We start from the raw sequence: 22516 nt of genomic DNA, 5'->3' as shown, positions 1-22516 counted from the left end.
TTAGGTGACAAGCGACGGTCGGCTTGCGAGTGGGGTCGGGTCGACCGGTGATTAAGTTAGCGGTTAGGTTTAACAGGCAATAAAAAAGAGGGGTTTAACATGAGAATATTGGGAGAAAAAGTACGGCAGTTCCGGAAGCGCAAAGGCATGTCACAAAAAGAACTCGCTGAGGGGATTTGTACGCAAGCCACGATTAGCTTAATTGAAAAGAAAAGCAAAATTCCTAGTATGAAGATTATGATGAAAATTTGTAATCGTTTGGGGATCCGATTATCAGAGGTTATCATTGAAAATGACGATCAGTTATATCGGACGTTCAAAAAAATTGATAGCTTAATTCGACATGAACAATTAGAAGCGGCGGCGGCCGTGTTTGAGAAGATTCGGCCTAAGCAGTTACGGAGTACGAATGATAAAAAGCAGTACTTCTATTATGAAGGCTACATTCAATTGGAACTCAACAATAATCCTGATGAAGCCATCTTCAACTTTGGCATGCTGCTCAACCAATTCGTTAAGTCGAGCCATGATATGTATGCCATTCTAGCAACGCTAGGCACTGGGTTAGCATATGAGCGCAAGCAATCGTATGATAAAGCGGAGATCTTCGTGAAGCAAGCGGTCGGCACGCTACATGCGATGGACGCCCAGGCCTTGCCGATGGGTGACGATGATTACCTACAAAACGAGATTTTGATTTATGCGTCCGCGGCTCAATTGTACGCAAAAATCAACTTCCCCCAAGAAGCCTTAGAGTTGATTGACTTGGCGTTACAAAAGGCCCAGGATAGTCAGTCATTGTACTTGCTGGATCGCTTATATGCGCAAAAGGCAGCCAATGAAGTCGTCTTAAACGATGTACAGTCAGCCCATGACCATTATTATGTGGCTTATGCGCTGAGCCTGGTGACGCATAACGCGAAATTAACGCAAACAATTATTAAAGAAATGGCGGCTTATCATATTGCGCCATTGCAAGTGGCGAAGGAAGCTTAGCTAAATGAAATGAAAACGCTCGTAGTACTAGTCTCCTTAAGGACTAGGACTACGGGCGTTTTTTAGTGAAGGTCGCGGTAGAGATTGATTACCGCACCGGCCAATTGGTGTTTAAATTCGGTCAAGGTCAAGAATAATGGCTTTTCGGTTGGTAAGCCGGTGGTCAGCATCACCTGCTGATCGGTCGTTATCAAGGTTTGACGGACGGTCGTTTTGGCGGTTGTTAAGTTGAATGCCATTAGTTTAGGCGACTCGGGGATGAGTTGGCAAGCTTTCGCGGCGGTACTAATAACGGCCAGGTCACTTTTTAAAATCCCGAGCATCACGAGATTGGTATCCGTGATTTTAAGCCACTGGATCGTTTCAGCTTGAGCCTGCCAAGGTGGTAGTTGCGTGTTAACGTGGGTGCTGAGTGGGTAGTGCAACTGTTGATGTGAATTCGTTAAGCCGATTTTATTAGCTTGGGCTGATTGAGTCGGCTTGCGTCCTGGTAAATCGACGTCAGCTGGCATCCTTAGCCCACTGACGTGAATAACTGGTTTGGCGGCTGATGACTCGGCTGGAATTAAGTTGGCTAATTTGAAGATTTCAGTTTCTGAGATATGTAAGCCGGTCGCAATTTTACGTAGCGTTGCTGGTTTAGGAATCTGACGTTTGTTGTTTTCAATCTGGGAATAGTACGAAGCGGAGATACCGGCGTAGAGGGCAACTTTACGAACAGAATCGCCCTTGCTAAGTCGGATCTTTTTTAAACTATCACCAAATGTTGCCTCTTGCATCGATTTCACCCCGCTTGTATCTAACTAGTATAGCAACGAAACCCCGGTGTCACCTAGGATTCAGGGTTTAAACGGTGTTAAAAGTGATTGCAAAAGTAAAACAGGTGACTTATACTTATGGCTAAGTAAGTTTAGTGAATTTAGGCTGGAATAAGACTGTCATATCGGTAACAAAGGTTCTGATTAATCGCTGACGCGTTTAGGCGTGACAGTGGGGCGTTGGACGATGTTAATGACTAATGCCGGTTATTTATCTTGCACTGTTCACAAAAGTAAAACAAATTTTGGAGGCTTTTATATGAATTTTTGTCCTAAATGCGGCACGGCGGTTAAGGCGCCAGCCCATTTTTGTCCTAGTTGTGGGTTTGATCTCAGTACTGCGGGGGAATCGGCCACGACTGATACTACTCAGCCAACGGCACAACCTAGCCAAACGGTACCGGTTAGCAATGAGACAGTAACTAACACAACGCCGGTGACGCCAACTGCCACGCGTAGTCAAGCTGCCACAGCTAGTGTTGCTCCGGATGCGCCAATTGATTATCAGAGTAATTTGGGCTTGATTGGTGCCATGAAGCAATATTTTCAAAACTATGTTAGTTTCAATGGCCGGATGAGCCGGGCCAACTTCTGGTGGGCTTATCTAGGCTATATGATTGTTTATGTGGCTGTGCTAATCATCGACTTGTCAATCAATAGCAATGTGTTAATGGGACTGGTCACGCTTGTTTTTGCCGTCCCAAGCTTAACGAGTTTTAGTCGGCGATTGCATGATAGCAATTATTCATTCACCAATTATTTTTGGGTTTTATTACCAGTCATCGGTTGGATTTATCTCATTATTTTAATCTGCAAACCTGGTGATACTCAAGCCAATCGTTTCGGTTAGGACAGACCGATGCCAACAACTCTATTTTGTCCAAATTGTGGCTTACCTTTAACGCCGGGCGTTCATTTTTGTACGCACTGCGGGTTTGATGTGAGCCAGTTGCAACCGACTGTTACACCAGCCGAGCCCAGTCCAAAATCAACCGCACCGGTGAATCCGAATCTATTGGATTCAGCGACGACCCAGTTAAATAGTTGGACGGGGCAGCGGCGGAAGGTGCCGCTTAAGTTAGGTAGTATGTTTAGTGAAGTGTTCAAGACACATAGTGAAGCGGCAGCTGAGCAGTTATTTATTGGTGGGACGCAAACGACAACGCCGTCTTTGGCAACCGTGAGCGATTCACCGGTCAAGCCTTGGCTATTCGCTCGGGTGCTATTAATTTTTGCCTTAACGATTGCCATTTTAGCAGGGAGCTATTTTCTGTTCGATGGCGAAAAGATGTATATCAGTTTGATCTTTATGAGTGCTTTAGCCGTACCGTTTTCATTATTAATGATGTTTTTTGAAATTAATACCTTTCGAAATATCAGTATTTTTAAAGTGACGAAGATCTTCATGGTTGGCGGGGTGGCCTCGGTGTTGACGACGATGGTCCTTTACCAATTAGTGAGTATTCAAAATTTAACGGTATTGACGGCGATTCTAGTGGCGTTTATTGAAGAGACCGGTAAGTTAGTGATGATTGCGTACTATGTTAAGCGAATTCAAGCCCGGTTTATTTTAAATGGGTTACTGATTGGCGCGGCCATCGGGGCTGGCTTTGCAGCATTTGAAACGGCTGGATATGCCCAAGACTTGGGCCTGTCAGTGTTGTTAGTGCGCAGTATTAGTTCACTTGGAACCCATACACTATGGGGCACGATTAATGGCGCTGCCTTGGTGATGGTTAAAGGGGATCGACCGTTAGCAGGGCCGATGTTTCGTGATGGCCGATTTTTACGGTTCTTCGGGTTAACGATCGTGTTGCATGCACTCTGGGACATGCCCTTGCCATTTGAATGGGTGCGAATCGGTTTGTTGATCATTGTGGCCTGGGTGACGGTATTGGTCTTGATTAATGCGGGGCTACGTGAAATTCGAACGTTGCGCACGGGAGCGTAAGTTAGAAAACTTTTAGGGGTGTTGAGAATGAAATACTGTATCAAATGTGGTCAGCAACTGTCGCCAGGAACAAAATTTTGTACGCGGTGCGGCGCCGAACAAACTGATGATGAAGCTACGGCGACTATGGACAGTCAAGCGCCAACTGATGAAACAACGGCAACTGATGATGTGAACCAGGCACAACGAGTATCAACTGAGAAAACGGCTGATGGTGATGCTGAAGATAATGACGGTTGTGGCATGACTGTGATTGTGATTGGGTTCATCATTTTGTTGCTAGTGGGTTTCTTCGGAGTAAAAGGTTATCAAACATATAAACGAAATCATTTAACGGAGCAACAATTAGCGAATATCGGTGGTGATGTTGCCGATGATATTTTAGGGGCGGATGAAGTCACGGTCTATTATAGTAAAGAAAACAATGAACTGGATCTAGTTGCTAATTCAGGGACAACGCTTTACGACCGGGCTGATGATGTCGTTAATGGTTATGCTAGTGCGGGTAGATTAAAATCATATGTTAGCGACTTTGAAGATATTTCAACTGAAATGTCTAAAAAGATGCCGACTGATTTGCGTGACGTTCGCGTTCGATTTATGAATCCGGAAAATACGGATCGTTCTCTTTACACTACCCAAGATGGGGAGGTGAAGTACGACTTTACGACTGATAGTGATTATTAATGAATAAAGGGGGATTTGAAGCAAGATGCAAAGGTTAAAAGGACTGCGACGGGGATTAGTTTTACCAGCTGCGGTGGTTTTATTAGTACCGGCTGTTAGTTCAATTGGAACTAGTATGAACGCTCAAGCCGCAACTAAAGCTATTTCGTTTAAACAAGCTAAGTCGATTTTAAAGCGGGGTGGCTATGGCTATGAGTTACAATTGCCACATTTGAAATCTGAGTCTGCTAAACGCACGGTGATTACAACGTTACCGGGTGCTAGAAGTAAGGACACATTCACTTTGGTGCGACACGGTAAATACGTGAAAATTAGTGCGTTGTTTGGAACGTTAGATGGTGGTCATTTTACTAAATATAATAATACGGGACTGCCAACTCACAAGACTGTACTGGCCAAAGCGCCTGCTTGGCATACTGGGACGCCAAAAGTATTGCGACATAAATGGGTTAATAAAATGTATGGTTGGCATTTTTATAGGAACCATGTAGTTGTCTGGGATCGGACTGTTGGCTGGGTTGCAACTTCTCATCCTTGGATTAATGTTAAGTATCAGAAGTTAGGTAAAAATAAGTATAAGACACATGCGTATTGTCCACATGATGATCGACATTACACAACTACTTGGAAGTTAAGCAGTAATCACCGTTCGATTAAAGTTAACGGTGGTACCTATTATCGTTCAAACTAAGTTAAATTTGGAGGAAAGACTATGAAACACAATCAAGGATTAATTTTATCAGCGACAGTTTTAGCAACGTTAGCGATGGGTGTAACCACACTAACCGCAAATGCTGCGACGACGTATAAACGGAGTAAAATTTCTAAAGTTTCATCAAAAGCTTATTATTCAAAACGGCAAAAGGGGAAGACTTACCAGTTTAAAGGCACGGCGAAGAAGTTAACCTTCAAAGCTAATCATGCGCTGAAGAACTACACAAAAACAACTTGGCAAGCATCTAAGAAAACGACAGTTACTAAACATGGTAAGCAATACTTATATTATTACGTTAAGAATAGTCGCAACGGCGCAACTGGTTGGGTTTACAGTAAGTATCTAAAGGCTGGGAAGAACTTCCAAGCTACGACTCCAACTACGACAACCACTACAACTTATACGCCAGCTAAAGCGGGTAAGGTTTACATCTTAAATGGTGACAACACATACGTTAAATTTAGTAACGGTCAAGCTTTGAAGACCGGTGAAAATTATACGCAGACACAACAACGTTATGTTTATAAAGCTGGGAAGAAATACTTGTACTACTTTGTGACGAGCGCTGATAAAAAGGTTAGTGGCTGGACTTGGCATGGTTACTTGAAGGCAGATAGTAGTACATCGGCCTCAACAACGACTACGACCAATACTAATAATACAACCACAACTGGCACTAACAATACGGATTCTACAGCGACTGATTCCTCAGTAAATGACAGTACGCCAGTTTGGGCAACCGATGATGGACAGCGGGCACGTGTCGGCATTCCAATGAATGATCTAAAAGCTTATTTGAAGGCTGGTCATCAATATAATGGTGGCTTGTATGCCGAAGAGTCAGATGAGCCATCATTGCCAGATCCATTAGTATTGGTTAGCGATATTTCCTATGGGCCAGAAAAAAACAATGCGTATTCACGTTACGATGTATTACAAGGGACAGCTAATGGGAGTGATTTTGTCGTAGAAGCTTCAGACGACGTTGTGCAGTTGATACCCAAAAATGGAGATGCATTGTTTCAAAAGATGGGCAATACAAAAGTATTTGCCAGTTTGAGTAAACCAGAAGTAACTACGCAGTATGCTACCGGTGATAAAGATGCATACAAAATGTATGGTCCAAGATGGTTTCAATATAATTTAGATGGTTCGTATACTGATTGGGTATACAACTTGGATAAAGGTCAATGGGAAAGCTTTAAGTAGAGGTTAACTAAATTTATTTTGGAGGGATTATGATCATGAAATACAATCAAGGTTTAATTTTATCAGCAACTGTCTTAGCAACGCTAGCAATGGGCGCAACCACACTAACCGCAAACGCTGCAACGACGTACAAACGGAGTAAAGTTACTAAAGTTTCATCAAAAGCTTATTATTCACAACGGCAAACGGGGAAGACATATCAATTTAAAGGTACAGCTAAAAAGTTAACCTTTAAAGCTAACCATGCGCTGAAGAACTACACAAAAACAACTTGGCAAGCTTCTAAGAAGACGACGGTTACTAAACATGGTAAGCAATACTTATATTATTACGTTAAGAATAGTCGCAACGGCGCAACTGGTTGGGTTTACAGTAAATATCTAAAGGCTGGGAAGAACTTCCAAGCTACGACTCCAACTGCGACAACCGCTACAACTTATACGCCAGCTAAAGCGGGTGAGGTTTACACGTTAAATGGTGACAACACATACGTTAAATTTAGTAACGGCCAAGCTTTGAAGACTGGTGGAAACTATACGCAAACACAACAACGTTATGTTTATAAAGCTGGTAAAAAGTATCTGTACTACTTTGTGACGAGTGCTGATAAGAAGGTTAGTGGCTGGACTTGGCACGGTTATTTGAAGGCAGATAGTAGTACTGGTTCAGCATCATCAACGACGGCTAATACTAATAATACAACCACAACTGGTACTAACAATACGGATTCTACAGCGACTGATTCCTCAGTAAATGACAGTACGCCAGTTTGGGCAACTGATGATGGACAGCGGGCACGTGTCGGCATTCCGATGAGCGATTTTGATGCGTATATTAAATCAGGACATAAATATACTTTGGGTTTATATAGTTCAGTTGTTGGAGATGCGAAGCTAGTTCTAGCAACTGATGTAACTTATGGCCCTAATCCCAATAACCCTTATTCAAATTATGCTGTTCCAGAAGGTATCGTTGACGGTAAACTAAGTGTATTGGTGGGTGATCGAGTCCCAGCAGACGGGGACGCACTATACGTTGAAGATGAAGCATTTTTTATGAGCTTTAATGCACCAGAAAAACAAACAGAATACCAGACTAATAATGTTGATGCATATAAAGATTTTGGTCCTAGTTGGGTTCAATACAGTATGGATGGTTCAAAAACATTCTGGAAATATAATTTAAGAACTAATCAGTGGGATCAAGTTGATAGTATTGATTATTGATGTAATTTAGTTAAACTATGAAACAACTGTTTCATAAAGCGAAAAACGTTTATATAAAAACATGATAACAGACATATGGTAACTATATATGACTCAATTAGGTTTAATTTGGAGGAAAAATTATGAAACACAATCAAGGCTTAATTTTATCAGCAACTGTCTTAGCAACGTTAGCAATGGGCGCAACCACTTTGACTGCAAATGCCGCAACGACGTACAAACGGGGTAAAATCACTAAAGTTTCATCAAAAGCTTATTATTCGCAACGTCAAACAGGGAAGACTTACCAATTCAAAGGCACAGCTAAGAAGCTAACTTTTAAAGCAAACCATGCTTTAAAGAATTATACGAAAACAACTTGGCAAGCTTCTAAGAAGACGGCGGTTACTAAGAATGGTAAGCAATACTTATATTATTACGTTAGAAATAGTCGCAATGGTGCAACTGGTTGGGTTTACAGCAAGTATCTAAAGGCTGGAAAAAACTTCCAAGCAACGACTGCGACTACAGCGACCGCTACAACTTATACGCCATCTAAAGCAGGTAAAGTTTACACATTAAGTGGCGACAATACGTATATTAAATTCAGTAACGGCCAAGCTTTGAAGACTGGTGAAAACTATACGCAAACGCAGCAACGTTATGTTTATAAGGCTGGTAAGAAATACTTGTACTACTTTGTGACAAGTGCTGATAAGAAGGTTAGTGGTTGGACTTGGCATGGCTATTTGAAGGCTACTGATAATGCAAGTTCGACAACAAATACTAATAATGTTGCGACTACTGAACCAAACAACAATGCTGATTCATCAACCAATGCGTCAACTAGTGACAGTACCCCAGCTTGGACAAGTTATGACGGTAAGCGTAGTCCTATTATCATTTATGAAGAGGATTTTAATACGTTTTTGCGGCAAGGCAATACTTACTCATTAGGTGTTTATTATGGTGGTGAACTATATACTAACATGCATTACAAGTATGACACATCTAATCCATATGTTTATCAGCAAAAATTAGTTGGAACGGTTAATGGACAAGAAAAAGATGTGCCCTCGCCTTCTTGGAAGGTAGCTAATGTCAAAGTTCCTGCAGATGGTGATACGATGCAGGATGACGAAAACAATTATTTCAGTATTTATGCGCCAGCAGCAAGTTTTAAGCCTGGAATTACATCCCAACACGAAGACTATGTATCAGGCGCAAATTGGTTCCAGTATAATATTAAGGATAACAACTATACACAATATCAATATAATTTGACCTTAAACCAATGGGATAAGACAGCAACGGTCAAAAACCCATACGAACCTGGTAATAACTAAAATTCGATAAACTAAAAACGCCACTTGCAAAAATTGCAGGTGGCGTTTTTAGTTTACACTTATTTACTTTTTCTTAGGTTTCGGTGCTGGCTTGTTTTCCAAATCAGTCCGAACAACGAGAACATCGCAGACCGCCATTCGAGTGACGTATTCGGTTACTGAACCAATGAGTAATCGTTCTACGGCGTTCAACCCAGTAGCGCCAATCATGATCAAGTCAATGCCCAAGTCCTTAGGAACATCGCGGGCGATGATCGTCTTAGGTGCGCCATATTCGATTGAGTAATCGACGTTAGCGAGACCGTCTTTCTTGGCTTCGGCAACGTACTTGTCTAAAGTCTTTTGGGCCGTATCGGTAACTTGTTCAACCATGGTCGTATCAAAACTTGAAATGTTTTGGAAGGCCCGGGTATCGACAACGTGCACCATATGAACTGCTGCGTTGGGGCCATTCCGTTTGGCAACGGCGACCGCTTTTTTAAATGCTAATTCCGCTTCATAAGAACCATCAACGGGAACTAAGATGTGTTGGTATTGTTGTAACATCATTCTCACCCCTCAATACTTTATAACTATATTGTAAAGGTTTTCGTAAAAAATAAAAAGCGTTTTCTACGATTCCCCCATAAAACTCATTAAAAATAGGCCAACGCCCATCATGATGATACACCCACTCGCTAAAGTTAGCGCGATAAAAGCCGTACTTTGCACAAAAATTGTGATGGCACTGGCGACCGCAACAACTAACATTAAGCTGCCGCCATAGCGGGCAATGGTGCGGACGGCGGGGGTCTTAGTTGGGTCGAAAGTTAGAAATGGTTTTGACTGATGACTAACTAAATAATAGCCGAGTAAAGCGGCGATTAGGGTGTATAGGATTAGTAGGACTGTGATCATTTTTTATGTGGACCTCCGTTTGTTTTGGTGGGGTGATTTTTGTGGCTGAAACGTGTTCGGCAAAGCTGGGGACTCCGCTTGCTACGCTAAGTCACCCACTCGGAAAGCCCACCGAGTCGTTGACTTAGCTAGGCAATGCTCGACCCCAACCCGCTTTGCCTCACACTCTACAAAAAAAGAGCCAGGAAGAATCCTGACTCACGGAAGCAAGCTTCCGGAAAAACTAGTAGTGCCGTTAATCGCCCTTCAGTATTGACCCGCTTCAAGGCAGGTGGGACCGACTGTATAGCCTCCTAACTACCAAATGATAAGGCATGTTATGATGACTACCTGTAGTCAGTCCCAAAGTAGTATTAATTGTTCGGCAACACTTTGTTTAGAGCAATGCGCACACCTTAGTAATTTCGACTATTAGTCTAGCATATTAAAATAAAAGTTGCAATGATTCACGCGGTTATCACTATGTTAACGGTTTCGTGAATTGGCTTTTAATAATTTTTTATATTGTTCACCTAACGCCGTTTCGAAGCGACCGTTAGCCTTAGGTTGATAATATTCGGCCCCCTTGATGGCGTCTGGCAAGTATTGTTGGGCGACCCAATCGCCAGGATGGTCATGGGGAAAGTCGTAGCCAACGCCGTGTCCTAACTTAGCTGCGCCGGCATAGTGGGCGTCTTTGAGATCAGCAGGGATATCACCGAAATGTCCGGCCTGAACTTTCGTTAACGCACTGTCAACGGCAGCCATCGCTGAATTGGATTTCGGTGATAGCGCTAGTTCAATCACGGCATTCGCCAGTGGAATCCGAGCTTCGGGCAAGCCTAATTGATCCGCTGCTTGGACGGCGGCGACGGCGTGGGTACAAGCAGGCGGGTTGGCGAGGCCGATGTCTTCATAGGCAATGACCAATAGTCGCCGCATAAGACTCTTTAAGTCGCCGGCTTCGATTAGACGAGCCATATAATGTAAGGCGGCATTAGCATCCGAGCCTCGAATCGACTTTTGGAATGCCGAGATGACATCATAATGCGCATCGCCGTCTTTGTCAGCGGATAAGGCTTTTTTCTGCAGGCATTCTTCAATAATGGCTTGCGTAATCTTAACGTGATCAGTCGGTGACGTCGCGGTCGATAAGACTGCCAACTCCAAACCGTTGAGCGCGCTCCGTAAATCACCGTCAGTTGCCGTACATAAGTGGTGTAAGGCGGCTGGCTCCAGGTCAACCTGATAGGAACCCAAGCCACGCTGTTCGTCGGCTAAGGCGCGTTTAACGGCAATCTCGATGTCGGCTGGTTGTAACGGATAAACTTGGAAGATCTGCGTCCGACTACGAATTGCCGGATTGATGCTAATATATGGATTTTCAGTAGTTGCGCCGATCAAAATAATCCGGCCGCTTTCTAGATGTGGCAGTAAGAAATCTTGCTTGGTTTTATCGAGTCGATGGATTTCATCTAAGAGTAAAATGACTGTGCCGCTCATCTTGGCTTCTTCAGCGACGATTTGCAGCTGCTTTTTACTATCGGTAGCCGCGTTCAGCATGCGAAAGGCATACTTGGTTGAACCGGCAATGGCGCTGGCAATACTGGTCTTACCCGTACCCGGCGGCCCGTAAAGAATCATGGACGACAGGCGTTTAGCCTTGACCATCCGCGCAATGATCTTGCCAGGACCAACTAATTGCGTCTGGCCGACGACTTCTTCAATCGTCTGTGGTCGCATGCGATAAGCTAATGGCTGTTGCATGTTTTTGAATTCCTCCCTTGCAAAACTAGTCCCAACTATTATAGCATTTAGAAGGAGTTGGACCGAGTAATCGGTTTAAGTACGCAAGCAGGTCACCCGTTGATGCTAGTTAGTCGGACTTGTACGCAATCAGTAGCGAGTTTAATTAGCATGCAACGGTATCAAATTAAAGTCACGATAAGGATGGATAGTCATGGAATTAGATGCAGTTGGGAAAGCAATTCAGCAGTACCACTTAGTCCCACTAGTGAGTCACTCGAATTTAGGGTTGGAGGTCACCATGCAGCGCGTTGATGCCCAGGGCGCATTGTCGACCCAACCAGTGCCGCAAGCTTTCAGCGATCAACGAAAAAATGCCCAAATTCATCATGGGTTTGCCCAGACACAACTAAAGATTAGTACGCCAGCCATGCCAGATTTGGCCGCTTTGATGGCTTATCTAACCGGATTAACGACGACGGCACGCCGAGCATTGGCAACCGGTGATTATTTGTGGCCCTTAGCTAGTACGCCGGTGTTACCAGCCGACTTGACCCAGATTCCGTTAACCAATACCGATGCAATTGGGAATAAGCGGCGTCAGCAGCAGGCTAAGCAGTATGATATAACGAAGCTGATGACCACCGGAACTCACGTTAATTTAAGTTTTAATGAGCAATTATTTACGCGTTTATATACGGAAACGTTCCATCAACAATATTCAAGTTACGTTGAGTTCCGGAACGCCATCTATTTGAAAGTGGCTCAAGGTTTTGTCCGGATGAATTGGTTGATTCAATATTTGTTTGGGGCCACGCCAACGTTAACGATTCAAGCTACTAAGGCAAAACGGCAACGCAGTAGTGTACACAGTCCGGCCGGTCGCTATAGTGCCGTGACTGGTGACTATACGTCGATTGACGCTTATGTGGCGGCGTTACAAGCGGCCGTGCGTAAACATCAACTGCTGTCGATCAGTGATTTTGATGGGCCGGTCCGGTTTCGGAGCCAAGGCGAACTCACTAATCTTGCCAAGCAAGGCGTGTATTACTTAGAGTTCCGCGGCCTTGATTTAGATCCGACTAGCGCCACGGGGGTCGATCAAAATGCAGTGGCGTTCCTACGGTTGTTAGCGAGTTACTTTGTGATGATGCCAGCCTTGCCAGCTGCGATGGTTGCCCAAGTTAGTGCCCAAGCAGCCGCCTTGACCGCTCAGGTGACGACGGAGAATCCAACAACGGCTAGTGCCCAAGCCCAACCGGCCTTACAAGTCTTGGATGCATTGCGTGATTTCGTCACTAAGCAAGGCTTGCCGGCGAGTGATGGGGTATTGTTGACGCATTTGAAGACGCGGGTCAGTGATCCCAAGCAGATTTTAAGTGCCCAAGTTGCTCAGCAAGCGGAACCGTTAGCTTGGGCGAACCAACAAGCCCAAGCCTATCAGACCGCAGCTTTAGCTAAGCCGTTCGAGTTGCCGGGCTTTACGGGTGTTGATTTATCCAGTCAATTGTTGGCTGAACAAGCATTAAGACGAGGGCTTAAGGTCGATATTGTTGACGAAAATGCTAGTATTTTACGCTTAACCCGCCAGCAGCAGGCCCAATTAGTGGTTCATGGGAGCGGAACGGACTTGAATCCTCAAGCCTTGACGAGTGTGCTAACGCATAAGGTAGCGGCCAAACAAGTATTGGCTGAGCATGGCGTGCAAGTCCCCGCCTCACAAACGTATCGTTCAGCGAACCAGCTGATTGATGATTACGATCGGTATGCGGCTGGTGGCATTGTCCTCAAAGCGACTGACCGTAATCAAGCGGTTGTCGCATTTCGAATCATGCCCAAGCGCGTGTTGTTTGAACAAGTGGTGCGCCAGCTCTTTGAACAAACGAACAGTGTGATGGCTGAGGAGCTGATTGTGGCTTCCAGTTATCGGTTCTTAGTGATTGGTGGCAAGGTGCAAGCAATCGTGGAACGCTTGCCAGCTAATATTGTGGGTGACGGTCGTTCAACGGTTCAAACGTTACTTGACCGTAAAAATGGCCGGACATTGCGGGGCACGGCGTTTGCCTATCCTCAATCGGAATTAAAATTAGGCACGATTGAACGCTACCGGCTCCAGTCTTATCATTTGGATTTGGATTCTGTGGTGGGACGTGGCACGCAGATCTTATTACGAGAAGATGCGACATTTGGCAATGGGGCGGATGTCTTAGATGCGACGAGTGACATGCATCAGTCTTACATCGACGCGGTGGAGGATTTGGCGGCCAAGCTACAGTTATCAGTTGCTGGCTTTGACGTGATGATTCCGAATCTTTATGCCGAACTGACGCCAGAACATCCAGAAATGGTGATTTATCTTGGGGTTCACGCGGCACCGTTCTTGTACCCGCATCAATTCCCAATGTTTGGTGATGCTCAACCGGTTGCCCAACAGTTATTGGATCAATTATTTCCAGTGAAATAAGGTAATCTAAAAAAGTTCGCTTGACCGTTTTAAGGTTAAGAGAACTTTTTTAGTTAGCGTATGCTTAGTGTTAGTTGAAATTGCGGCCTGCCGGTTAGTTCCTAAAACGCTGGAATGCCATGGGCCATTTTAGGAACTAACCTTTTGGCTAAATGACTGAACTGGAAATAATCAATCGTTAATTTTTTAATAGCCGTTAGTTAACGGCGGGCGGGCCAGAATTGGCTCAGTGGTGTCGTTTATCTTGGTCGGTGATTTTCCGACTTAGATAAAGCCTGGCTTTCGAGACCGCACTATGGCTCGAAAACGTGGCCACCACGTTCCAGCCGATTCTGGCCCAACCAGAGTGGCAATTCAAACCAGCTAGCACCAAGTGTAGTTAGAATAATTTTTTTAATTTATCAAACAAACCGCCTGACTTCTTAGGCTTGGCGGTAGCGTCAACAGTTGGTTGGTACCGCTTTTCGATATCAATCACGTCTTGATTAATCGCCGTGTTGGTCGCAAAGACCAGCGCATAGTCGTCATCACCAGTGTGATACATGTTATCGGTCTTTAAAGTGAATTGGACGCCCGCTTTAGCGACCGCCGCCATGTACGGGCCGAGAATATCTTCGTCCAAATTGCCGTTGATGAGTAAGCGGTAATCTGGATGCGCTGCAAACGCGCGATTCAGCTCATCGACGTAGTGGTGGCGTTTGATCTGATAGACGGTCACGGCAACTTCGACCCGTTCACGAAAGGTGCCGAGATACTTGCGCTGCTCGTCGGGATGCAACTTAGGCGTCCCATGCATGGCAGTTTGTAGGCGATCAACGGGTTGCTTTTCTGTGTCAGCCATTGAAAACATCCTTTCTCAGGTAATCACTTAATTGTAGCATGTTCTCAGTGGAAAGGCGATGAAAGTCCTGCGCAATCCCACCCTGATAATTTTGTTTAACAACTGGTCAGTAAGTGAGGAATCATCTATACTTGAGGCATGTTAATTGAACGGAGAGGGACGTGGTAAAATGAAAAAGCAAATTTGGGTGCTACTGGCTTTATTGAGTTTAGGTGGTGGGCCTAGGCTGGTCAACGGCTACCGCTAATGCCAAGACGACGTATCTACCAAAGACGATTCGGCGGCATACTTGGTACTACACGGCTTCTGGAACGGAAGGGGGCTTCCATGAACGCACGACGTTTAAGAAGAATATCTTGCGGCTGCATATGCGTGGTGTGGGAACATATACATGGCGTTTCAGTAAAGTGAAGAAGAGTAGTGCTAAGGTCTATTATGCGCAGGTGAACTATGGCGCTAAGATTTTCAAACGATAATTTAGGATAAGGACGTGACGGGATGTTTACGCAAAGTGATTTTGAGATTTTTAATGAGCCAACGTTAGCTGGGCGGATGCACTTGATCAAAACGGTGATTGATCCGAAGTTTGACGCCATTGCGCCGACCATCATTGATCAATTGAGTACACCACCGGCCCATCAATTCTATGCGCATGTGGCGAAACATTTGCGGCGTTTTAAGAATCCACCGGTAGATACCTGGGTGGCGTTTAGTGAGAACGCCCGTAGTTACAAAGCCTTACCACACTTTGAACTCGGCTTTTGGCCGGATCGCTTGTTTATTTATTTCGATATTTTGGATGAAAGTAAAGCCGCGGTACAAGCTGCGGTGTCACCAGTTGAATTGAAGCGGCTGTATCAGCAGTTACCAGCAGATTTTGTGATCAGCAACAATCATGGGGTACCACAGACTGAACCTGCGACGCTGGCCAATATTGAGGCGGCGATGACAAAGTTTGACAAGTACAAGCATAGCGAGCTGGTGGCGGGGCGCGCGGTTATGGCAGATGATGAGTTATTTGCGAACCCCAAGGCATTAAATGCGTATATTTTTGCGACGTTTGAAAAGCTAATGCCAATTTACCAACCAATTATGGCCGCCTGGTTGAATGAAGATTAGTAGTGGGGTTGGGATTAAAATAAGAAAGCTGGAATCGGCTGGTAAGCTGAGCCGATTCCAGATTGATTAATCAAATTGAGCGTACAAAAAAAGCCGCCTGCAAATGCAAGCGACTTTTTAATAAACCGGAAATTAAAGTTTGTTGTAGTATTCAACGATAAGTGATTCGTCGATATCTGCTTCAAGTTCTTCACGTTCTGGTAAGCGAATCAATGAGCCTTCAAGTTTGTCGGCATCGAATTGAACGAAGTTAGGACGTGAAACAACGGCTTCAACAGCGCCGGTGATAACGACTAACTTCTTAGACTTGTCACGAACTGAGATAACTTGGCCGACTTTAACTTCGTATGAAGGAATGTCAACACGTTTGCCATCAACAGTGATGTGGCCATGGTTTACCAATTGACGAGCTTGACGACGAGTAGTCGCTAAACCTAAACGGTAAACCATGTTGTCTAAACGACGTTCGAGTAAGATCATGAAGTTAACACCATGCTTACCTTCGCGGATTTTACCAGCTTTGATAAATAAGTTAGAGAATTGACGTTCAGTTAAACCGTACATCATCCGTAACTTTTGCTTTTCGCGTAATTGTGTACCGTATTCTGAAAGCTTACTGTGACGACCTTGACCATGATCACCAGGTGCATAAGGACGACGAGCTAATTCTTTACCAGTACCTGAAAGAGACATTCCCAAACGACGGGAGATCTTCCAACTTGGACCTGTATAACGAGACATATGTTGTATCCTCCAATAATTTTAGTTGGAGTAAAATAATCCGATGTGAGTTCGATATTCGTTCAGATTGAACTGCAGGGTTCGCCATTGCAGCCGCAGGTTACTAACTGACCAATAAGTGGCACCAATCTGTTGACGAGCTTACCCACTCACTGCTGCATTATTTTACACAAAGAGTAGCATAGCATGGAAAACCTAGTTTAGTCAATGTGTTGCACGAGAATTTTCGCAAATTCGACTAATTCGGCTTCATTTTCAGCTGTAAAGCGATCTAATGATGGGGAATCAATATCCAGTACCCCGATTTGACGGTCGCCCTTAGTTAAAGGCACAACGATTTCGGAATTGCTGGCACTGTCACAAGCGATGTGTCCAGGAAATTCATGAACATTAGCCACACGATGCGCTTGTTGATCTTTAAAGGCGGTCCCGACAACGCCGGCGCCGACCTTAATGTGCATGCAGGCGACTTTGCCTTGGAAGGGGCCCAAGTCGAGTTCTTGGGTGTCTGAATTATATAAATAAAAACCAGCCCAGTTAAGGTCGGTATATGTATCGTTGATCAGCGCACTAGCGTTTGCTAAGTTAGCTACCAAATTAGTTTCTTGATAGAGTAGGGCGTCGAGTTGCTGGTTCATCAGTGAAGTTTGGGTCTCTGACATCTGAAATTCCTCCTAGAAAGTTAGCAAATTGATACTGTCTGATAATTGCGACTATGCTATAATTTAGGTTAGATTTTAATTGGAAATTCAAGAAAAAGCAAGGCAGCGGTTCGGCAAGGTATCGCTGTCACTAGCAAAAAAATAAGCAATTTAATAAGTAAGGGGTATTCGTATGCAAGTAGCAATCGGTATTGTGATCGTCGCAGTCGTGATTTACATTGCGATTATTGGCTTCCAAAAATACATAGATAAGCAGGTTCAGCAATTAGCGGACCGCCAACAAGCCATTGTCGATCAAGCTCAGGCGACTGATTTTGAAAAAATTGAACAATTAAGTTTGACCGGTGGTTCGTTAGCCAAGTTCGAAGACTTGCAGGCGACGGCCAAGGCCATTCAAAACGAGCAATTACCCGCGGTTAGTGAACAACTGACGCAGATCAAACAACAGGCGCATGGTGTTAAGTTTGTCGATGCGCGGCAGAACTTAAAAAAAGTGGATACCAAGTTAGCGGCAATCAAAGCCCAACTTGGGGATGTCCAAGCGGGATTAGATGCTTTAGACGATGCGGACCAAGCCCATCGCGCGGCCGTGGCTAGTTTGGAAAAGAAATATCAAGATTTACGCAAAGTCTTGTTATCACAAAACTTTTCATTTGGCCCCAGTATCGATAAGTTGGAAGACCGCTTAGCTAACTTAGAGAGTGACTTTGATAACTTCTCCCAATTAGCGAAGTCTGGTGACCATGATGCGGCGGAAAAAGTTTTGGATCAGCTCCGGCATGATACGAGTGCTTTAGAGACCGATATTGATCAGATTCCACCAATTTATAAAGATTTGGTGAGTGGTTTTCCAGACCAATTAACCGAACTACAATCTGGGTATCATCAGTTGATTGACCGGCATTTTCACTTTGAAGTGGCTACGATTGAACCGGAGATTCAGTCATTGAACAAAGCCATCGACGATAATAAAGACTTGTTAGGTAACTTAAAAGTTGAAGCAGCCCAAAATGGCAATCACGCGATTGAAAAGCGGATTGACCACTTATATGACGTGATGCAAGCAGAAATCGATGCTAAAGAAGTTGTGGATGCGCGCCAAGACGAAATCAGCAAGTTCTTAACGCATGCGATGAACCAAAATCACCGGTTACAAGTGGAACTAGATCGGTTGGCCCAGAGTTATACTTTGAATAACCACGAGATTGAGCGGACTCGTGAACTCAATGAGCAATTAAAGAATATTCAAGATATCTATCAAGCCGATATGACCGCCTTGACGAGCAAACAAGCCGTTTACAGTCAGATTGCGGCCCATTATGAAGACCAAGATAAGCAATTAAAAGGGATCGAAGAAGAACAGGTCGGAATTAATGACGGTGTGGCCGGCTTGGCAGCGGAAGAATCCAAAGCCCATGATACGTTGCAACGTTTTGACTTTGAGATCCATGCGATTAAGCGGCAAGTTGAGAATATGAACTTACCAGGGTTGCCGAAAGACTATTTGGATTACTTTATGGTGGTCGGTAAAGAAATCGAAAAGTTGGATCATGATATTAATAAGCTAGTGATTAATATGGAAGATATCACCAAGCAGCTTATTGTGATTCAAGCTGATATGGCCACGTTAAAGGAAAAGACGACTGATTTGACAGATGCGGCGGTCTTGTCGGAACAACTGTTGCAGTATGCTAACCGTTATAAGAACAGTCATGATGACGTACAGGCAGCCAGCGAAGAAGCACAACGCTTGTTCAATGAGGATTTCGATTATGCACGCAGCTTAGAAGTGATTGCGTCGGCGGTCGATAAAGTCAATCCGGGGTCTTACAAGCGGATTGAAGACAGTTATTATAGTCAGAAGAAAGACGATGCTGAATAGTATCAATGAAAGACGATGCCAATGAGGGTATCGTTTTTTTGATAGGCGATACTTTTCGCTTCGGTTGGGCTGGATTGATGCTGGAACGTGGTGGCCACGTTTGGAAGCCAAGGAGCGGTCTTCCAAGCCGGGCTTTGACTAAGGCTGGAAAAATCATCCAACCTAAGTCAAACGACACCGCTGAGCATCATCCAGCCCGCCCTGCGCTAAATAACTAGTTGATTTTGTAGTTGATCACGTTCAGAATATTTCGTTAATTGATGGTATGGTCATGGCTAGTTTTAGTCGTAGTGACCAGTAAGTTCGCCGTGTCGAATCACTTGACCGGTGACTTGCCGGTCTTAGTGATTGGGCCAGCTTGTTAGACGTGTTTTTTCGGCTAACAAGTGCCCTGCAGACCGTTTTTTGGCTGCAGGTCTGCCCCACCGCGAACTTGCTGGTCAACGGAGACGGCCAATTAGCAGCTAGTTTAAATAAAGTTGCTGTGTCACGGTCAAAATAGGCTGAAAACGCCAGCTTGAAAACAAAAAAACTTGTTTCAACCTTAATATTTGGTATAATTGCAAAGAATTCTTATCGAAAGTAAGCATGCTGTGCTGCTTTTTAGGAAAGTGAAGGCTCAAGATGATTTATTTTGATAATAGTGCAACCACGCAAGCTGCACCATCAGTATTAGAGACGTATACGAAGGTTTCTCAACAAGTGTGGGGAAATCCGTCTAGTTTGCACAACTTTGGTGAAACGGCCTTCCATTTATTGGAACAGTCCCGTCATCAGATTGCCACGTTATTGGGTGTGAAGTCCCGGGAAATTTTCTTCACGTCTGGTGGGACGGAAGGTGATAACTGGGTCGTGAAAGGCACTGCGATTGAAAAGCGGTCTTTTGGCAAGCATTTGATTACGACTGCCGTTGAACATCCGGCAATTCATAATTCAATGGAACAACTCAGAGATTTAGGCTTCGACATTACTTATTTGCCAGTTGACAAAGAGGGCCGAATTTCGGTTGATGATTTAAAGGCAGCAATTCGTCCAGATACGATTTTAGTATCCGTGATGGCCGTTAATAATGAAATCGGCACGATTCAACCACTGACTGAAGTGGCCGAAGTTTTGAAGCAATATCCGAAGATTCATTTTCATATTGATGCGGTCCAAGGGATTGGTAAGGGCATTCAATCGATGATTATGAACGATCGGGTGGACTTTGTGACCTTCTCGGGGCATAAGTTCCATGCGCCCCGCGGGATTGGGTTTATTTATTCTCGGACCGGTCGGAAGTTAGCGCCACTGATGTCTGGTGGTGGGCAAGAAAGCAACTTGCGTTCTGGGACTGAAAATGTGCCCGCAATTGCTGGGATGGCCAAGGCCTTACGATTATTATTAACTGATGAAGATGAAAAAGTCGCACGTGAACGGGCCATTAAGCAACGGGTCTATGATCACATTAAGACCTTCAATAAGGTCACGATTTTTAGTCAACCGACTGATGGCTTTGCACCGCACATTCTCTGTTTTACGATTAATGGCGTGCGGGGCGAGACCATTGTGCATGCGTTTGAAGATCAAGGCATCTATATCTCAACGACCAGTGCCTGTTCGTCTAAAAAACATGCCGCCTCTAGCACGTTAACGGCGATGCATACGCCGGAAGCGATTGCGACGAGTGCCATTCGGATTAGTCTCGATGAAAACAACACCTTAGCTGAAGCGGATGAATTTAACCGAGTTTTTGATAAGTTGTATCAAAAATTCTCAAAAATCAACGCTGACGTCTAACTGAAAGGAAACCTGTTCATGCAATACACTGAAATTATGGTGCGTTACGGCGAACTCTCAACTAAAGGGAAGAACAAACGGAACTTTATTGATAGTTTAGGCCGTAACGTCCGCAAAGCTTTGCACGATTTTACTGAACTCAAAGTTCATGCTGATCGTGACCGGATGCACATCGCACTAAATGGCGACGATGCCCAAAAAGTCATGGATCGTTTGAAATTAGTCTTTGGGATTCAAAACTTCTCACCAAGTATTCGGGTCCCGCAAGACATGGATGCCGTTTATGAAACGGCGATTGCCATGATGAAAGCGCAATTCAAGCCCGGGATGACATTTAAAGTTTATACTCGGCGCTCAGATCATCAATATGAATATGATACAAATGAAATCAACGATATGCTCGGTGGTCAAATCTTAGACCACGTTGATGGCATTCAAGTTAAGATGAAACATCCCGACATCGTTTTACGGGTTGAAGTCCGTACTAATGGGATTTTCTTATCTTCTGAAACCATCCAAGGTGCCGGCGGGTTACCGGTTGGCACAGCTGGTAAAGGAATGTTGATGCTATCAGGTGGGATTGACTCACCGGTTGCCGGCTACCTTGGTATGAAGCGTGGCGTTGATATGGAAATGGTCCATTTCTTCAGTCCGCCATACACGAGTGAACAAGCCTTAGCGAAGGCCAAGCAATTGGCGTCAACTTTAGCTAGTTACTCGGGTAGCGTGAAGTTTATTCAGATTCCATTCACCGAAATCCAAGAAGAAATCAAGGAAAAGGTGCCAGAAGGGTATCTAATGACGGTCCAACGCCGGTTGATGATGCGCTTGATGGATGCGATTACGCGGCAACGGCATGGTAAGGCCATCTTTAATGGTGAATCCTTAGGCCAAGTAGCATCACAAACGATGGACAGTATGATTGCCATCAATGATGTCACGACATTACCAGTCTTACGGCCAGTTATTTCGATGGACAAAACCGAAATTATTAAGATTGCGGAAGAGATTGATACGTATAACTTATCGATCATGCCATTCGAAGACTGCTGTACAATCTTTGCCCCACCTGCACCGAAGACGCATCCAAAGCTTGATCGGTCACGGTCATATGAAGAACGGATCGACGTTGAAGGCTTGATGCAACGGGCCTTAGATGGAATCAAGATTAGCGAAATTAAACCGGGCGAGAATTATATGAATGCTCAGGAAGATGTTTTCGCGGAACTATTATAAGAGTGTGAGGCACAGCGGGTTGGGGTCGAGCATTGCCTAGCTAAGTCAATGACTCGGTGATCTTTCCGAGTTGTTGACTTGGCGTAGCAAGCGGAGTCCCCAGCTTTGCCGAACACGTTTCAGCAAAACAAAATAAAGCAGCGGCGGCTAGCCAACCATTTTCGGTTGACTAGCCGCCGCTGTTTTTTAGTCATCACGCCTATTTAAACACCCACCGAATGATCCCCAGATTTTCCAGGCAAA

At 44.5% G+C, this 22516-nt stretch carries 21 protein-coding genes and 1 pseudogene; 15 read left to right on the top strand and 7 right to left on the bottom strand.

The genetic code is table 11. From position 1 onward, the window contains the following. The first annotated feature begins 99 nt into the window (after nt 1–99). Entirely contained in the window at nt 100–996 is an 897-nt protein-coding gene (locus FFM80_RS01870; RefSeq protein WP_137634634.1) for a helix-turn-helix transcriptional regulator, read from the top strand. A 62-nt stretch (nt 997–1058) separates the two neighbouring features. Here the strand turns inward: FFM80_RS01870 and FFM80_RS01865 are convergent, their stop codons facing one another. Next, a complete protein-coding gene (locus FFM80_RS01865) occupies nt 1059–1775 on the bottom strand; it encodes a helix-turn-helix domain-containing protein (RefSeq protein ID WP_137639269.1) in 717 nt (238 codons plus the stop codon). A 298-nt stretch (nt 1776–2073) separates the two neighbouring features. Between FFM80_RS01865 and FFM80_RS01860 the strand changes: the two genes are divergently transcribed. The 8 genes and pseudogenes from FFM80_RS01860 (at nt 2074) to FFM80_RS01830 (ending at nt 8927) form a co-directional block, all read left to right on the top strand. Continuing rightward, a complete protein-coding gene (locus FFM80_RS01860; protein WP_171001017.1) occupies nt 2074–2664 on the top strand; it encodes a DUF805 domain-containing protein in 591 nt (196 codons plus the stop codon). A gap of 9 nt (nt 2665–2673) precedes the next feature. Further along, nucleotides 2674–2748: pseudogene (locus FFM80_RS14790) on the top strand (zinc-ribbon domain-containing protein); the annotation flags it as partial. A gap of 15 nt (nt 2749–2763) precedes the next feature. Further along, on the top strand, nt 2764–3765 hold the full coding sequence (locus FFM80_RS01855; protein WP_171001012.1) for a PrsW family glutamic-type intramembrane protease: 1002 nt from the start codon (nt 2764–2766) through the stop codon (nt 3763–3765). 27 nt (nt 3766–3792) lie between these two features. Further along, complete coding sequence (locus FFM80_RS01850; protein ID WP_137639266.1) at nt 3793–4452, top strand: zinc-ribbon domain-containing protein; 660 nt, start codon at nt 3793–3795, stop codon at nt 4450–4452. 25 nt (nt 4453–4477) lie between these two features. Next, entirely contained in the window at nt 4478–5143 is a 666-nt protein-coding gene (locus tag FFM80_RS01845; RefSeq protein ID WP_137639265.1) for a hypothetical protein, read from the top strand. 21 nt (nt 5144–5164) lie between these two features. Further along, on the top strand, nt 5165–6376 hold the full coding sequence (locus FFM80_RS01840; RefSeq protein ID WP_137639264.1) for a hypothetical protein: 1212 nt from the start codon (nt 5165–5167) through the stop codon (nt 6374–6376). A gap of 35 nt (nt 6377–6411) precedes the next feature. After that, nucleotides 6412–7602, top strand: a complete 1191-nt coding sequence (locus FFM80_RS01835; RefSeq protein WP_137639263.1) for a hypothetical protein — start codon at nt 6412–6414, stop codon at nt 7600–7602. A 122-nt stretch (nt 7603–7724) separates the two neighbouring features. Next, nucleotides 7725–8927: a hypothetical protein gene (locus tag FFM80_RS01830; protein ID WP_137639262.1), complete on the top strand. Its 1203-nt coding sequence runs from the start codon at nt 7725–7727 to the stop codon at nt 8925–8927. Between the two features lie 63 nt (nt 8928–8990). Here the strand turns inward: FFM80_RS01830 and FFM80_RS01825 are convergent, their stop codons facing one another. From FFM80_RS01825 to FFM80_RS01815, 3 genes are all read right to left on the bottom strand, one after another. Next, the gene (locus FFM80_RS01825; RefSeq protein ID WP_137639261.1) at nt 8991–9473 is read right to left on the bottom strand and encodes a universal stress protein; all 483 of its coding nucleotides are present in this window, start codon (nt 9471–9473) and stop codon (nt 8991–8993) included. A gap of 66 nt (nt 9474–9539) precedes the next feature. Further along, the gene (locus FFM80_RS01820) at nt 9540–9824 is read right to left on the bottom strand and encodes a hypothetical protein (RefSeq protein WP_137639260.1); all 285 of its coding nucleotides are present in this window, start codon (nt 9822–9824) and stop codon (nt 9540–9542) included. 465 nt (nt 9825–10289) lie between these two features. Next, nucleotides 10290–11570, bottom strand: coding sequence for a replication-associated recombination protein A (locus FFM80_RS01815; RefSeq protein ID WP_137639259.1), 1281 nt, complete (start codon nt 11568–11570; stop codon nt 10290–10292). 193 nt (nt 11571–11763) lie between these two features. Here FFM80_RS01815 and gshAB point away from each other — a divergent pair, with 193 nt between their 5' ends. Beyond that, complete coding sequence (gene gshAB / locus FFM80_RS01810; RefSeq protein ID WP_137639258.1) at nt 11764–14013, top strand: bifunctional glutamate--cysteine ligase GshA/glutathione synthetase GshB; 2250 nt, start codon at nt 11764–11766, stop codon at nt 14011–14013. Nucleotides 14014–14392: 379 nt separating this feature from the next. On the opposite strand, the gene FFM80_RS01805 is transcribed toward gshAB, so the two are convergent. Beyond that, nucleotides 14393–14854, bottom strand: a complete 462-nt coding sequence (locus FFM80_RS01805) for a YueI family protein (RefSeq protein WP_137639257.1) — start codon at nt 14852–14854, stop codon at nt 14393–14395. Nucleotides 14855–15069: 215 nt separating this feature from the next. On the opposite strand from FFM80_RS01805, the gene FFM80_RS01800 reads away from it, so the two are divergent. Next, complete coding sequence (locus FFM80_RS01800; protein WP_137639256.1) at nt 15070–15330, top strand: hypothetical protein; 261 nt, start codon at nt 15070–15072, stop codon at nt 15328–15330. Between the two features lie 22 nt (nt 15331–15352). Beyond that, nucleotides 15353–15973 carry a DUF1054 family protein gene (locus tag FFM80_RS01795; RefSeq protein WP_137639255.1) on the top strand — a complete coding sequence of 207 codons (621 nt, stop codon included), beginning with the start codon at nt 15353–15355 and terminating at the stop codon, nt 15971–15973. Between the two features lie 132 nt (nt 15974–16105). Here the strand turns inward: FFM80_RS01795 and rpsD are convergent, their stop codons facing one another. Together rpsD and FFM80_RS01785 are read right to left on the bottom strand one after the other, a co-directional pair. After that, nucleotides 16106–16714, bottom strand: a complete 609-nt coding sequence (gene rpsD, locus FFM80_RS01790; protein ID WP_137634619.1) for a 30S ribosomal protein S4 — start codon at nt 16712–16714, stop codon at nt 16106–16108. Between the two features lie 200 nt (nt 16715–16914). Further along, entirely contained in the window at nt 16915–17376 is a 462-nt protein-coding gene (locus FFM80_RS01785; protein WP_137639254.1) for a GAF domain-containing protein, read from the bottom strand. 172 nt (nt 17377–17548) lie between these two features. Here FFM80_RS01785 and ezrA point away from each other — a divergent pair, with 172 nt between their 5' ends. The 3 genes from ezrA to thiI all read left to right on the top strand — a co-directional run bounded on the left by ezrA (nt 17549) and on the right by thiI (nt 22273). Then, a complete protein-coding gene (gene ezrA / locus FFM80_RS01780; protein WP_137639253.1) occupies nt 17549–19258 on the top strand; it encodes a septation ring formation regulator EzrA in 1710 nt (569 codons plus the stop codon). Between the two features lie 624 nt (nt 19259–19882). Continuing rightward, entirely contained in the window at nt 19883–21037 is a 1155-nt protein-coding gene (locus FFM80_RS01775) for a cysteine desulfurase family protein (RefSeq protein WP_137639252.1), read from the top strand. An 18-nt stretch (nt 21038–21055) separates the two neighbouring features. Next, a complete protein-coding gene (thiI, locus tag FFM80_RS01770) occupies nt 21056–22273 on the top strand; it encodes a tRNA uracil 4-sulfurtransferase ThiI (RefSeq protein WP_137639251.1) in 1218 nt (405 codons plus the stop codon). Nucleotides 22274–22516: the final 243 nt, after the last annotated feature.

Source organism: Lactiplantibacillus dongliensis, assembly GCF_005405105.1.
Classification (GTDB): domain Bacteria; phylum Bacillota; class Bacilli; order Lactobacillales; family Lactobacillaceae; genus Lactiplantibacillus; species Lactiplantibacillus dongliensis.
The sequence above is the reverse complement of the archived record's forward strand: the minus strand, read 5'-3'. Positions and strand labels throughout refer to the sequence as shown.

Excerpts from the sequence above, each read along its gene's own strand:
- FFM80_RS01775 (WP_137639252.1), top strand. The coding sequence starts at position 19,883 with ATGATTTATTTTGATAATAGTGCAACCACGCAAGCTGCACCATCAGTA.
- FFM80_RS01785 (WP_137639254.1), bottom strand. The coding sequence starts at position 17,376 with ATGTCAGAGACCCAAACTTCACTGATGAACCAGCAACTCGACGCCCTA.
- FFM80_RS01840 (WP_137639264.1), top strand. The coding sequence starts at position 5,165 with ATGAAACACAATCAAGGATTAATTTTATCAGCGACAGTTTTAGCAACG.
- FFM80_RS01825 (WP_137639261.1), bottom strand. The coding sequence starts at position 9,473 with ATGTTACAACAATACCAACACATCTTAGTTCCCGTTGATGGTTCTTAT.
- FFM80_RS01850 (WP_137639266.1), top strand. The coding sequence starts at position 3,793 with ATGAAATACTGTATCAAATGTGGTCAGCAACTGTCGCCAGGAACAAAA.
- FFM80_RS01860 (WP_171001017.1), top strand. The coding sequence starts at position 2,074 with ATGAATTTTTGTCCTAAATGCGGCACGGCGGTTAAGGCGCCAGCCCAT.
- thiI (WP_137639251.1), top strand. The coding sequence starts at position 21,056 with ATGCAATACACTGAAATTATGGTGCGTTACGGCGAACTCTCAACTAAA.
- FFM80_RS01865 (WP_137639269.1), bottom strand. The coding sequence starts at position 1,775 with ATGCAAGAGGCAACATTTGGTGATAGTTTAAAAAAGATCCGACTTAGC.
- FFM80_RS01835 (WP_137639263.1), top strand. The coding sequence starts at position 6,412 with ATGAAATACAATCAAGGTTTAATTTTATCAGCAACTGTCTTAGCAACG.
- rpsD (WP_137634619.1), bottom strand. The coding sequence starts at position 16,714 with ATGTCTCGTTATACAGGTCCAAGTTGGAAGATCTCCCGTCGTTTGGGA.
- FFM80_RS01820 (WP_137639260.1), bottom strand. The coding sequence starts at position 9,824 with ATGATCACAGTCCTACTAATCCTATACACCCTAATCGCCGCTTTACTC.
- FFM80_RS01795 (WP_137639255.1), top strand. The coding sequence starts at position 15,353 with ATGTTTACGCAAAGTGATTTTGAGATTTTTAATGAGCCAACGTTAGCT.
- FFM80_RS01815 (WP_137639259.1), bottom strand. The coding sequence starts at position 11,570 with ATGCAACAGCCATTAGCTTATCGCATGCGACCACAGACGATTGAAGAA.
- FFM80_RS01845 (WP_137639265.1), top strand. The coding sequence starts at position 4,478 with ATGCAAAGGTTAAAAGGACTGCGACGGGGATTAGTTTTACCAGCTGCG.
- FFM80_RS01830 (WP_137639262.1), top strand. The coding sequence starts at position 7,725 with ATGAAACACAATCAAGGCTTAATTTTATCAGCAACTGTCTTAGCAACG.
- ezrA (WP_137639253.1), top strand. The coding sequence starts at position 17,549 with ATGCAAGTAGCAATCGGTATTGTGATCGTCGCAGTCGTGATTTACATT.
- gshAB (WP_137639258.1), top strand. The coding sequence starts at position 11,764 with ATGGAATTAGATGCAGTTGGGAAAGCAATTCAGCAGTACCACTTAGTC.
- FFM80_RS01870 (WP_137634634.1), top strand. The coding sequence starts at position 100 with ATGAGAATATTGGGAGAAAAAGTACGGCAGTTCCGGAAGCGCAAAGGC.
- FFM80_RS01805 (WP_137639257.1), bottom strand. The coding sequence starts at position 14,854 with ATGGCTGACACAGAAAAGCAACCCGTTGATCGCCTACAAACTGCCATG.